This window comes from Kitasatospora sp. NPDC057738 (genome assembly GCF_042798815.1).
GTDB lineage: Bacteria > Actinomycetota > Actinomycetes > Streptomycetales > Streptomycetaceae > Kitasatospora > Kitasatospora lactacystinica.
Genome location: NZ_JBHVJT010000022.1, coordinates 1 through 12135, shown reverse-complemented (window position 1 = coordinate 12135; position 12135 = coordinate 1). Strand labels below are relative to the sequence as shown.

Annotated in this window: 11 protein-coding genes; 8 read left to right on the top strand and 3 right to left on the bottom strand. The window is 71.1% G+C overall.

From position 1 onward, the window contains the following. Positions 1 to 155: 155 nt before the first annotated feature. Positions 156 to 1745: a methylmalonyl-CoA mutase gene (locus ACFVGO_RS14580; RefSeq protein WP_380350508.1), complete on the bottom strand. Its 1590-nt coding sequence runs from the start codon at positions 1743 to 1745 to the stop codon at positions 156 to 158. 121 nt (positions 1746 to 1866) lie between these two features. Here ACFVGO_RS14580 and ACFVGO_RS14575 point away from each other — a divergent pair, with 121 nt between their 5' ends. The 7 genes from ACFVGO_RS14575 (at position 1867) to ACFVGO_RS14545 (ending at position 8982) form a co-directional block, all read left to right on the top strand. Continuing rightward, on the top strand, positions 1867 to 2622 hold the full coding sequence (locus tag ACFVGO_RS14575) for an SDR family NAD(P)-dependent oxidoreductase (protein WP_380632050.1): 756 nt from the start codon (positions 1867 to 1869) through the stop codon (positions 2620 to 2622). A 73-nt stretch (positions 2623 to 2695) separates the two neighbouring features. Continuing rightward, positions 2696 to 4345, top strand: coding sequence for an alpha/beta hydrolase (locus tag ACFVGO_RS14570; protein ID WP_359911554.1), 1650 nt, complete (start codon positions 2696 to 2698; stop codon positions 4343 to 4345). 335 nt (positions 4346 to 4680) lie between these two features. Then, positions 4681 to 5166 carry a 2-oxo-4-hydroxy-4-carboxy-5-ureidoimidazoline decarboxylase gene (locus tag ACFVGO_RS14565; protein ID WP_359911557.1) on the top strand — a complete coding sequence of 162 codons (486 nt, stop codon included), beginning with the start codon at positions 4681 to 4683 and terminating at the stop codon, positions 5164 to 5166. 368 nt (positions 5167 to 5534) lie between these two features. Continuing rightward, positions 5535 to 5915 carry a succinate dehydrogenase, cytochrome b556 subunit gene (gene sdhC / locus ACFVGO_RS14560; RefSeq protein ID WP_033332398.1) on the top strand — a complete coding sequence of 127 codons (381 nt, stop codon included), beginning with the start codon at positions 5535 to 5537 and terminating at the stop codon, positions 5913 to 5915. Positions 5916 to 5923: 8 nt separating this feature from the next. Beyond that, positions 5924 to 6415, top strand: a complete 492-nt coding sequence (gene sdhD / locus ACFVGO_RS14555) for a succinate dehydrogenase, hydrophobic membrane anchor protein (RefSeq protein WP_359911559.1) — start codon at positions 5924 to 5926, stop codon at positions 6413 to 6415. A 51-nt stretch (positions 6416 to 6466) separates the two neighbouring features. Further along, complete coding sequence (gene sdhA / locus ACFVGO_RS14550; RefSeq protein WP_359911562.1) at positions 6467 to 8209, top strand: succinate dehydrogenase flavoprotein subunit; 1743 nt, start codon at positions 6467 to 6469, stop codon at positions 8207 to 8209. Further along, the gene (locus ACFVGO_RS14545; RefSeq protein WP_359911565.1) at positions 8209 to 8982 is read left to right on the top strand and encodes a succinate dehydrogenase iron-sulfur subunit; all 774 of its coding nucleotides are present in this window, start codon (positions 8209 to 8211) and stop codon (positions 8980 to 8982) included. Before sdhA ends, ACFVGO_RS14545 begins: the two co-directional genes overlap by 1 nt. Before the next feature lie 64 nt (positions 8983 to 9046). On the opposite strand, the gene ACFVGO_RS14540 is transcribed toward ACFVGO_RS14545, so the two are convergent. Beyond that, positions 9047 to 10663 carry a hypothetical protein gene (locus ACFVGO_RS14540; RefSeq protein WP_380632046.1) on the bottom strand — a complete coding sequence of 539 codons (1617 nt, stop codon included), beginning with the start codon at positions 10661 to 10663 and terminating at the stop codon, positions 9047 to 9049. 92 nt (positions 10664 to 10755) lie between these two features. Then, complete coding sequence (locus tag ACFVGO_RS14535) at positions 10756 to 11016, bottom strand: SCO4848 family membrane protein (RefSeq protein WP_359911571.1); 261 nt, start codon at positions 11014 to 11016, stop codon at positions 10756 to 10758. A gap of 136 nt (positions 11017 to 11152) precedes the next feature. Between ACFVGO_RS14535 and ACFVGO_RS14530 the strand changes: the two genes are divergently transcribed. Continuing rightward, the coding region (locus tag ACFVGO_RS14530) for a D-alanyl-D-alanine carboxypeptidase family protein (protein WP_380632044.1) at positions 11153 to 12135 on the top strand (983 nt) is incomplete at its 3' end.

Genomic DNA, 12135 nt, shown 5'->3' with positions numbered 1-12135 from the left:
GGATGGGTGCATACCGGCCGGACACGTGGGTATGACATCTTGTTTCAGCCGCCTTCCCCGGGTTGCGTGCCCTGTGCAACGACCACCCCGGCCGACGGTCACGGCCCGCCACTTCCCCGACGACACCGACGGGTTGACGGCCGTTCAGCAGGACGTCAGAAGCGCTCCACCGGGGAGTACGTCCCCCACACTCCGCGCAGCGCGTCGCACACCTCGCCGACGGTGGCGCGGGCGGCCAGCGCCTCCTTCATCGGGTACAGCACGTTCCCCGTCCCCTCGGCGGTGCGGCGCAGCGCGTCCAGCCCCCGGGTGACGGCGCCGGCGGAGCGCTCGGCCCGCAGCCGGGCCAGCCGCCGCGCCTGCCGCTCCTCGATCGCCGGGTCCACCCGCAGCGGCTGGTAGGGCTCCTCCGTGTCCGACCGGAAGCGGTTGACCCCGACCACCGTCCGCTCCCCGGAGTCGGTCTCCTGCTGGAGCCGGTAGGCGGTGCGCTCGATCTCGCCCTTCTGGTAGCCCCGTTCGATCGCGGCCACCGCGCCGCCCTGCTCCTCGATCCGGTCCATCAGCGACCGCGCCGCGGCCTCCACCTCGTCGGTGAGCGACTCGACGGCGTAGGAGCCGGCGAACGGGTCCACGGTGGCGGTCACGTCGGTCTCGTACGCGAGCACCTGCTGGGTGCGCAGGGCGAGCCGGGCGGCCTTCTCGGTGGGCAGCGCGATCGCCTCGTCGTAGCTGTTCGTGTGCAGCGACTGGGTGCCGCCGAGCACCGCGGCGAGCGCCTGCACGGTGACCCGGGCCAGGTTGACCTCGGGCTGCTGGGCCGTGAGCTGCACTCCGGCGGTCTGGGTGTGGAAGCGCAGCATCTGCGAGCGCGGGTTCCGGGCACCGAACACGTCGCGCATGATTCTGGCCCAAATCCTGCGTGCCGCACGGAACTTGGCCACTTCCTCCAGCAACGTCGTGCGGGCCACGAAGAAGAACGAGAGCCGGGGGGCGAAGTCGTCCACGGCCATCCCGGCGGCGATCGCGGTGCGGACGTAGGCGATGCCGTTGGCCAGCGTGAAGGCGATCTCCTGCGCGGGATCGGCCCCGGCCTCGGCCATGTGGTACCCGGAGATGGAGATGGTGTTCCAGCGCGGGATCTCGGCCCGGCAGTACCGGAACACGTCGGCGACCAGCCGCAGCGAGGGCTGCGGCGGGAAGATGTAGGTGCCGCGGGCGATGTACTCCTTCAGCACGTCGTTCTGGACCGTGCCGGTGAGCGCGGCCGGCGCCACCCCCTGGGCCTCGCCGACCAGTTGGTAGAGGAGCAGGAGCAGGGCGGCGGGCGCGTTGATGGTCATCGAGGTGGACACCCCGCCGAGCGGGATGCCGTCGAACAGCACCGCCATGTCCTCGACGCCGTCCACGGCGACGCCCACCTTGCCGACCTCCCCGGCGGCGAGCGGCGCGTCCGAGTCGTAGCCCATCTGGGTGGGCAGGTCGAAGGCGACCGAGAGGCCGGTGCCGCCGCCCGCGATCAGCTGCCGGTAGCGGGCGTTGGACTCGGCGGCGGTGCCGAAGCCCGCGTACTGGCGCATCGTCCAGGGGCGGCCGGTGTACATCGTCGGATAGACGCCCCGGGTGTAGGGGTACTCCCCCGGCCGGCCCAGCCGGGCGCCGGCCTCCCGGCCGGCCAGGGACTCGGGGCCGTACAGCGGCTCGATCGCGAAACCCGACTCGGCGCGGCGCGGTTCGGCTGTCACGGGGGTGCCTCCTCCGGAGCTGGGGAGCGGGTCCTCGCAATGTAGGGCCTGGCCGGCCCGCCGCGGCGGCGACGCGGTTGAGATGATCGGGTGAACGACCGATGAGCCCCAGGGAGTGGCAATGACCGAGCAGAAGGTGGCCGTGGTCACCGGTGCCAGCAGCGGAATCGGCGCGGCGACCGCCCGCCGGCTGGCCGCCGAGGGCTTCGACGTGGTGCTGACCGCCCGGCGCACCGACCGCGTCGAGGCGCTGGCCGAGGAGATCGCCGCCCGGGGCGGTTCGGCCCGCGCGGTCACCCTGGACGTCACCGACCGGGCCGCGGTGGACGCCTTCGCCGCCGCGGTCGGCCGGGTCGACATCCTGGTGAACAACGCCGGCGGCGCGATCGGCGCGGAGAGCGTCGAGCACGGGGACCCGGCCGACTGGCGGGCCATGTACGAGGTGAACGTGCTCGGCGTGCTGCACGTGACGCAGGCCCTGCTGCCGGCCCTGCGGGCCACCGGCGACGGCACGGTGCTGGTGCTCTCCTCGACCGCCGCGCTGGCCGCGTACGAGGGCGGCGGCGGGTACGTCGCCGCCAAGCACGCCGCGCACACCATCGCCGCCACGCTGCGGCTGGAGCTGTGCGGGGAGCCGATCCGGGTGATCGAGATCGCGCCCGGCATGGTGAAGTCCGAGGGCTTCGCGGTCACCCGCTTCCGCGGCGACGAGGAGAAGGCCGCCGCCGTGTACGCGGGCGTGGCCGAACCGCTCACCTCGGAGGACATCGCGGACACCGTGGCGTGGGCGGTCACCCGGCCCTCGCACGTGAACATCGACCTGCTGGTGGTCCGCCCCCGGGCGCAGGCCGCCAACCACAAGGTCCACCGCGCCTGAGCCCGGCCCGGCGGGCGGCCCCGGAGCAGGGGCCAAGATCGAACACGTCACCCCCCGGTGGTACACACGTGCGATGAGAACCTTCCGGGCCGCCCGCCCACGGGTCCTGCTGACCGCGCTGGCGGCAGGCACCCTGCTCCTCGCCTCCGCCTGCGACGACACCGCCGCGCCGGCCCAGGACCGGGCCGCGGGCACCACCGCGCCCGCCGCCGCCACCCCCACGGCCACCCCGACACCGACGCCCAGGCCCACCGGCGAGGCCGACCCGGCACTCAAGCCCTTCTACGGCCAGCAGATCACCTGGGCCGACTGCCCGGCCGACGCCCGGGCGGAGAAGGCCAAGATCGACATATCCGGCCTGCGGTGCGGCACGCTGCACGTCCCGCTGGACTACGCCGCCCCGGCCACCGACGCCCTCGACCTCGCGCTGGTCAAGTACCCGGCCGCCAAGCCGGACCAGCGGATCGGCTCGCTGATGGTCAACCCCGGCGGCCCCGGCGAATCCGGCGTCGGGATGGTCAAGTACGGCGCCAAGCAGTTCGCCGGCACCCTGCACGACCGCTTCGACGTGGTCGGCTTCGACCCCCGCGGCACCGGCGACAGCTCCCCGGTCGTCTGCTACGACGACAAGCAGCACGACGCCGTCAACCAGACGGACGCCTCCCTCGACCCGGCCGTCCGCAAGGCCGAGCACGTCAAGCAGGCCACCGAGCACGCCGCCGCCTGCCAGGCCAGGTCCGGCAGGCTGCTGCCCTTCGTCGGCACCCGCAACACCGCCCGCGACCTGGACGTGCTGCGCGCCGCGGTCGGCGACAAGCAGCTCAACTACCTCGGCATCTCCTACGGGACGTACCTCGGCGCGCTCTACGCCGAGGAATTCCCGAAGAACACCGGCCGGCTGATCCTGGACGGCGCGGTCGACCCCGGCCAGGACCGGCTGGACCACGGGGTCGACCAGCAGGTCGGCTTCGAGAAGTCCTTCGAGCGCTTCGCCGCCGACTGCGTGGAGAACCACGCCGACGAGTGCCCGCTCGGCAAGGACGGCACCAAGGCCGCCAAGAAGGCCGCCGACTTCCTCGACGGGCTGTACGACCACCCGCTGACCACCAAGGACGGCCGCAAGCTCGGCCGCGACCAGGCCTGGACCGGCACCATCTCGCTCCTCTACGGCGACGAGACGACCTCCTGGAAGTACCTGCGCGCCGCCCTCGGCTGGGCGATGGTGCGCGACAAGGGCGACTACCTGATGGCCTTCGCCGACGACTACAACGGCCGGGACGCGGACGGCCACTACAGCCCGGTGGACGAGGCCAACAACGCGATCGGCTGCGCCGACGCCGCCCGCCCCGCGCCCACCCCCGAGCACGCCAGGGCCGCCGTGGACCGGCTGCTCGCCGAGGCGCCGCTGATGTCCAGGGGCGTCACGGTGGACGACTTCAGCGAGGCCGGCTGCGCCTACTGGCCGTTCAGGACGCAGGAGACGCCGCACACCGTCCGGGCCGAGGGCAGCGCGCCGATCCTGGTGGTCGGCAGCACCGGCGACCCGGCCACCCCGTACGCCTCGGCCGAGGCGCTGGCCAAGGGCTTCGCCAACGCCACCCTGCTCACCCGGGTCGGCGAGGGGCACGGCGCCTTCGGGAAGGGCAACACCTGCATCGACCGGGCCATGGAGGCCTACCTGACCGAGGGCACGATGCCGGCCCCGGGCACCCGCTGCGACTGAGTCCCGCGGACCGGACCGGCCCGGCCCGGTCCTCGGTGGACGGCGGCGCCGCGGCCGGCGGCAGGACGCGGGGAGGGCGCTGACGCGCAGGTGTCAACGTCACAACTTGATAGCTCGTCCGGATGAATTCGGCGCGCGCCCTCCCCAACTGATGACCGCTCAACTACCTTTGAGGCGCAGGTCGACCGGCGCCAACGCGCCCCTCGGCAGCCCCCATCCCACCCGTTCACCACCCCACTCCACCGGCACCTTCCCGCCCTCACGAGGAGGACCCGCTGGCCAGCGACATCCCGTCACAGCGGCTCGACGTCAGAACAGAGCCGACCCTCCTCGGGTTGCACCGCTTCAACGAAGCCGACGCCGGCGCTGCCGAGGAGGCCCTGCTGGCCTGCTGCGGCAGCCACCGCTGGGCCCTGCGGCTCACCGCACACCGGCCCTACCCCGACATCGAGTCCCTGCTGGCCGCCGCCAGCGAGGCCTCCTACGACCTCCGCCCGGCCGACCTCACCGAGGCGCTGGCGGACGAGAGCTGGATGCCGCAGCCGCTGCTCGGCATGCGGGCTCCCGGAAGCCAGGCCGCGCACACCGCGCTGCGGGCCGCGCACGCCGCGTACGAGGCCCGGTTCGGCCACGTCTTCGTGGTCTGCCTGGAAGGGGTCGCCCCGGAGGAGATGCTCGACACCGTGCTCTCCTCCATCCGCACCCGCCTCGCCAACGACCCGGACGAGGAGCGGCTGATCGCGTCCGACGAACTCCGCCGGATCGCCCTCACCCGCCTGGAGCACCTGGTCGCCACCCCCTCGGAGGCCGCGGCGCGCTGAGCGCACATCACCCACCCCTCCTCACCCACTCCTCTTCACCCTCGCGGGTGATCCCGCCCGCGAAACCGCCCGGACGAGTGAGGCCACGGCACCATCCGATCCGAACCACCACCGAATCCGAACCCGCCCCGCCCCGCGCCCCTCACCCTCCGGCACGGGGCGCGAGCATGCCGTCACGCATCGTGACACCCTCGGGTTTGGTTCCCGCCCCGCTAGGCCAGAAGTGCCTGATTGATCACACCTGGGGCCCCCGGAGGCGGTTCACGGAAAGGCGTCGATAGGATGCTGGCGGCCGGTGGACCGTACCCGGCCGGGCTGACCGACACCGAAGCCGGCCGAGCCCCCAATCGCTTCCGGAGGGTTTTTCCGTGCCGGCTGGAACGCTGTACCGCGGCCGGGAAGGCATGTGGAGCTGGGTGGCTCATCGAGTCACCGGCGTCCTCATCTTCTTCTTCCTGTTCGCCCACGTCCTGGACACCGCCCTCGTGCGAGTGTCGCCGGAGTCCTACGACACCGTCATCCAGACGTACAAGACTCCGCTCGTGAACCTGATGGAGTACGGCCTGGTGGCCGCCATCCTGTTCCACGCCCTCAACGGCCTGCGCGTCGTCGCAGTGGACTTCTGGTCCAAGGGCCCGAAGTACCAGAAGCAGATGCTCTGGACCGTCGTCGGCGTCTGGGTCGTCCTGATGGCCGGTTCCTTCTACGGGATCCTCCAGCACACGCTGATCTCCTGGTTCGGGAAGTGAGCCGAGACATGTCCACGGAATACTCCGACGCCATCGTCGTCCCCTCCAAGCAGGCGCACACCGGCAGGGGACTGGGCACCGGCAACCCCGCCGACGCGTTCGTCATCGAGCCTCCGCGCCAGCGGACCAAGAAGACCCCGCGTCGCACCCGCACCAACTTCGAGATGCTGGCCTGGCTCTTCATGCGCCTGTCCGGTGTCGTTCTGGTCGTGCTGATCCTCGGCCACCTGCTGATCATGCTGGTGCTCGACGGCGGCGTCTCCAAGATCGGCTTCGCCTTCGTGGCCGGCCGCTGGGCCTCGCCGTTCTGGCAGGGCTGGGACCTCCTGATGCTCTGGCTCGCCATGCTGCACGGCGCCAACGGCATGCGTCAGGTGATCAACGACTACGCCGAGAAGGACTCGACCCGGCTCTGGCTCAAGGGGCTCATGGGCACCGCCACGGTCTTCACCGTGCTGCTCGGCACCCTGGTGATCTTCACCTTCGACCCCAACATCTGAGCCGCGAGCACCATCGACCATCGGCAGAGGCCAGAGGCGAGTTAACCCCCCATGCAGATTCACCAGTACGACACCGTCATCGTCGGCGCCGGCGGCGCCGGCATGCGAGCGGCCATCGAGTCGACGCAGCGCAGCCGCACCGCCGTCCTGACCAAGCTCTACCCGACCCGGTCCCACACCGGCGCGGCCCAGGGCGGCATGTGCGCCGCCCTCGCCAACGTCGAGGAGGACAACTGGGAGTGGCACACCTTCGACACGGTCAAGGGCGGTGACTACCTGGTCGACCAGGACGCCGCCGAGATCATGTGCAAGGAGGCCATCGACGCCGTCCTCGACCTGGAGAAGATGGGTCTGCCCTTCTCCCGCACCGAGCAGGGCCGGATCGACCAGCGCCGCTTCGGCGGTCACTCCCGCAACCACGGCGAGGCCCCGGTCCGCCGCTCGTGCTACGCGGCCGACCGCACCGGCCACATGATCCTCCAGACGCTGTTCCAGAACTGCGTCAAGCACGGCGTCGAGTTCTTCAACGAGTTCTACGTCCTCGACCTGCTGATCAGCGAGGGCAAGACCTCCGGCGTCGTCGCGTACGAGCTGGCCACCGGCGAGATCCACGTCTTCCAGGCCAAGTCGGTCGTCTTCGCCTCCGGCGGCACCGGCAAGTTCTTCAAGGTCTCCTCCAACGCCCACACCCTCACCGGTGACGGCCAGGCCCTGGTCTACCGCCGCGGCCTGCCGCTGGAGGACATGGAGTTCTTCCAGTTCCACCCGACGGGCATCTGGCGCATGGGCATCCTGCTCACCGAGGGCGCCCGCGGTGAGGGCGGCATCCTGCGCAACAAGGACGGCGAGCGCTTCATGGAGCGCTACGCCCCCGTCATGAAGGACCTCGCGTCCCGTGACGTCTGCTCCCGCGCGATCTACACCGAGATCCGCGAAGGCCGCGGCTGCGGTCCGGACGGCGACCACGTCTACCTGGACCTGACCCACCTGCCGCCGGAGCAGCTGGACGCCAAGCTGCCGGACATCACCGAGTTCGCGCGCACCTACCTCGGCATCGAGCCCTACACGGACCCGATCCCGATCCAGCCCACCGCGCACTACGCCATGGGCGGCATCCCGACCAACGTCGAGGGTGAGGTCCTGCGCAACAACACCGACGTCGTCCCGGGCCTGTACGCGGCCGGCGAGGTCGCCTGCGTGTCCGTGCACGGCGCCAACCGCCTGGGCACCAACTCGCTGCTGGACATCAACGTGTTCGGCCGTCGCGCGGGCATCGCCGCCGCCGACTACGCCAACGCCAACGAGTTCGTCGAGCTGCCCGAGGACCCGGCCGAGAAGGTCCAGGCCCTGGTCGACGGCCTCCGCGAGAGCACCGGCACCGAGTCCGTGGCGCAGATCCGCAAGGAACTGCAGGAGACCATGGACGCCAACGCGATGGTGTACCGCACCGGCGCCACCCTGAAGCAGGCGGTCGAGGACATCGCCGCGCTGAAGGAGCGCTACAAGAACGTCTCCATCCAGGACAAGGGCTTCCGGTACAACACGGACCTGCTGGAGGCCGTCGAGCTGGGCAACCTGCTCGACCTGGCCGAGGTGCTGGCCGTCTCCGCGCTGGCCCGCGAGGAGTCCCGCGGCGGCCACTACCGCGAGGACTTCCCGACCCGTGACGACGTGAAGTTCATGCAGCACACCATGGCGTACCAGGAGGTTGCCGCCGACGGCACCACCTCCATCCGCCTCGACTACAAGCCGGTCGTCACGACCCGCTACCAGCCGATGGAGCGTAAGTACTGATGAGCACTCCGACCGTGGAGAAGCACTCGGCCGCTCTGGACGCGGTCGAAGCCGGTGCCGTCCAGCCGATCACCGTCACCTTCCGGATCCGCCGGTTCAACCCGGAGGAGCACCCGGACCCGGTGTGGGTGGACTACCAGCTGACGATGGACCCGAAGGAGCGCGTCCTGGACGCGCTCAACAAGATCAAGTGGGAGCAGGACGGCACCCTCACCTACCGCCGCTCCTGCGCGCACGGCATCTGCGGCTCCGACGCCATGCGGATCAACGGCCGCAACCGGCTGGCGTGCAAGACCCTGATCAAGGACGTCGACCCGGAGAAGCCGATCACGATCGAGGCCATCAAGGGCCTGACGGTCCTCAAGGACCTGGTCGTGGACATGGACCCGTTCTTCCAGGCGTACAAGGACGTCATGCCGTTCCTCATCACCAAGGGGAACGAGCCGACCCGGGAGCGCCTGCAGTCCGCCGAGGACCGCGAGCGCTTCGACGACACCACCAAGTGCATCCTGTGCGCCGCGTGCACGTCGTCCTGCCCGGTGTTCTGGAACGACGGCCAGTACTTCGGCCCGGCCGCCATCGTCAACGCGCACCGCTTCATCTTCGACTCGCGCGACGAGGGCGGCGAGCAGCGCCTGGAGATCCTCAACGACCGTGAGGGCGTGTGGCGCTGCCGCACCACCTTCAACTGCTCCGAGGCCTGCCCGCGCGGCATCGAGGTCACCAAGGCGATCCAGGAAGTGAAGCGGGCGCTGGTCACCCGCCGCTTCTGATCCCCGCCCGACACCGCGAAGGCCCCCGCCCGATCCTCCGATCGGGCGGGGGCCTTCGCCCGTTTCAGCGCAGGGCGCCGACGTCGGTCGGATCGCTCCAGCCGGAGAAGTACAGCAGGTGCCGGTCGGCGGTCTCGGCCCACAGGTCCGGACGGCCGTCCGCGTTCAGGTCGCCCGAGCTGCCGAGCGTCGGGTAGGCGGCGGTGGTGAAGCCGGTGGCGACGACGTTCGCCTTCGGGTCGGCGAGCGAGGAGAAGTCGCGGCTGCCGTCGGTCTGCTTCGGGATCGGATACGCGTGCAGCTCACCGGTGGCCCGGTCGCGCGCCCAGAGGGCGAGGTCGCCGACGGAGTCGGGGCCCGGGGCGACCAGGTCGTAACCGGCCCACGAACCGTTGTCGGTGAGCTGCCGGGCGGTGGACAGACGGTAGGAGAAGCCCGGTTTGGCGAACAGCCAGAGGTTGCCGTCCTCGACGGTCAGCAGTGACGAGACCGTCCTGCCGTCCAGCGAGCCGATCAGCGCCAGCTGGTCGGCCTTGCCCCAGTCGGAGGCGAAGGTCGTGGGGCAGGCGGTGGCGGCACCCGCGGCGTTCTGACAGTTGGTCGGCCGGCCCACCGACGTCTGACTCCGGATGAACGAGAGGTAGTCCTGGTTGCTGTAGAAGTACAGGGCGGTCGATCCGTTCGCGTGGATCAGAAGGTCGTCCATCGGCGCGTGCGCGCTGGAGTCCCAACCGCGGTGCGGGAGTTGGTACCCGGCCCAGGACGTCCTGTCCGGCGACCAGTTGGCACGGATCGTGGCGGACGGCACGGTGCTGCCCGAGCCCGTGCTGATGATCTGCAGGTTGCCGGCGGAGTCGGGCAGCAGGACGTCCGGAACACCGTCCCCGTCGACGTCTCCGGGAACCCTCGGCGGGTTCGGGTTCGAGGGGGCGGAGAAGGTGTAGCTGCCGTAGCTGACGTTGCCGGCCTTGTCGATCACCTGGAGGTTGAGGATGTTGGTGCCCCAGTCCAGGACACGCACACCGACGGTCGCCGTGCCGTCGGCCGCCGGCTTGACCGCGTCGGACGAGTCGCAGCCGCCGACGCCCAGCGTGCGGAAGCCGTACCGGATGCAGGCGACGCCGGACGCCTGGCCGCCGGCCGGCGCCGGGTCGAGCCCCGTGAGGACGAAGGTGCCGGTCTGGCCCGCGTACTTGGTGGCGGGGCCGCTCGCCGGGAAGTCGGTCGAGGAGGCCGTGACGGTCGGGCTCGTGGTGTCCACGGTGAAGCGGCAGTCCGCCGACGGGGCGGAGGCCTGGGTGTCCTGGAGGGCCCAGGCGTGCCAGGCGTAGCTGTGCCCGTCCAGCAGACCGGGGGCGTTGACGCTCGCCCACTGTCCGTAGGCCCGGGCCTCGCCGGTGTACACCGGGTCCTGGGCGCCCGTGGTCTCGTCCCGGACGCTGAACCGGGCACTGGTGCCGGTGACGTTCGCGACGAGCTTCGGACCGTACATGGTCCGTCCGCTCCAGAGCGGGACGGTGGTCGAGTCGCAGGCGCTGGTGACGTAGTCACCGCCCTGTTCCGTCCCGAGGACGGTCGGTGCCGTGTCGGCCACGGCCGCCGTCGGCACGGTGAGCAGGCCCGCGGCCACGGTCGCCGCGACCAGCCCCCCGAGCCTGCGTGAACGCGTGTGCTTCTTCAAGGAATCCCCACCCTCTGTCGGCAGATCTGTTCGAGACGTGCACGAGCGGTGAGGATCCTGCCAGTGGGGGCCGACAGTGGCAACGGGGATTCTCAGTCGGTGGCCGGGGTGCGGCGGGTGGTGGCGCGAAGGCCGCGCACGCCGATGGTGCCGACGGCGATGCCGAGGGCGAAGGAGGTGACGGCGAGGAGCAGGTGGACCCAGAAGAAGGCGGTGGGCTGGGAGTGGTCCCCGTTGGTGAAGGCCTGGCCGCCGGAGTCCTTCCAGAGGTTCTTCACGAAGGTCGTCCAGATGATGATCGACCAGACCCCGAAGGCGGTCAGGAACCAGGAGGTGCGGCGGCTGAGCTTCATGGGGGTCCTCGGCGTGTGAAGGCGGTGTGCTTCCCCAGTATGCGCGGGCCGCCGATCGGCGTAGGGCGGGCCCCTCCTGCGGTGGACGGGCCCCGGGGGGAGGGCGCCGGGAACCGTGAGTGGGTACGGTCTGCTGGTGCCCACACCCCGTCTCACGTTCGCGCGCCTGTGCGCCGCGGTCACCGCGGCCCTGCCGGTACTGCTCGCCGCCCCGGCGGGCGCGGCCCCGCAGCAGCCGCCCCCGTCGGTCGCGATCGGCGGCGAGCGGCTCGGGCTCCCGGGGGTGCAGGTCGCCCCGATGGCTGGCGCTCCGCCGCTGCCCTCCGACCTCACCGGCCAGTCCTGGATAGTCTCCGACGCGGCGTCGGGGGAGGTGCTGGCGGCCAGCAATCCGCATCTGCGGCTGCCCCCGGCGAGCACTCTGAAGATCCTGTTCGCGGACACCGTGCTGCCCAAGCTCGACCGCAACGCGGTGCACCGGGTGGCCGACGAGGAGATCCAGGGGATCGGCCCCGGCAGCAGCCTGGTCGGCATCAAGGAGAACCTGGACTACCGGGTCGAGGACCTGTGGCGCGGGGTCTTCCTGAGCTCCGGCAACGACGCGGTGCACGTCCTGGCGCACATGAACGGCGGGGTGCAGCAGACCGTCGCCGAGATGCAGACGCGCGCCGACACGCTCCAGGCCCGGGACACCAGGGTGATCTCCCCGGACGGCTACGACATGGACGGCCAGGTGTCCTCGGCCTACGACCTGTCGCTGTTCGCCCGGGCCGGTCTGCGCAACGCGGACTTCCGGATGTACTGCGCGACCCGGGACGCGATGTTCCCGGGTGCCGTCGACCGGAACACCGGCCAGCGCGGCAGCTTCGGGATCGCCAACACCGACCGGCTGCTGGGCAAGTACCCGGGCCTGATCGGCGTGAAGAACGGCACCACCACCAACGCCGGCTCGACCTTCGTCGGCGCCGCCGAACGCGGCGGCCGCACCCTGCTGGTGACGGTGATGCACCCGTCGAGCTACCAGAAGGTGTACGACGAGACGGCCGCGCTGCTGGACTGGGGCTTCGCCGCGGCCGGCAAGGTCCAGCCGGTCGGCCGGCTGGTCGACGAGCTCCCGCC

Bases quoted from the DNA above. Each gene is read 5' to 3' on its own strand.
- ACFVGO_RS14575 (WP_380632050.1), top strand. From the start codon at position 1,867: ATGACCGAGCAGAAGGTGGCCGTGGTCACCGGTGCCAGCAGCGGAATC.
- ACFVGO_RS14570 (WP_359911554.1), top strand. From the start codon at position 2,696: ATGAGAACCTTCCGGGCCGCCCGCCCACGGGTCCTGCTGACCGCGCTG.
- sdhD (WP_359911559.1), top strand. From the start codon at position 5,924: ATGTCCACGGAATACTCCGACGCCATCGTCGTCCCCTCCAAGCAGGCG.
- sdhA (WP_359911562.1), top strand. From the start codon at position 6,467: ATGCAGATTCACCAGTACGACACCGTCATCGTCGGCGCCGGCGGCGCC.
- ACFVGO_RS14545 (WP_359911565.1), top strand. From the start codon at position 8,209: ATGAGCACTCCGACCGTGGAGAAGCACTCGGCCGCTCTGGACGCGGTC.
- ACFVGO_RS14535 (WP_359911571.1), bottom strand. From the start codon at position 11,016: ATGAAGCTCAGCCGCCGCACCTCCTGGTTCCTGACCGCCTTCGGGGTC.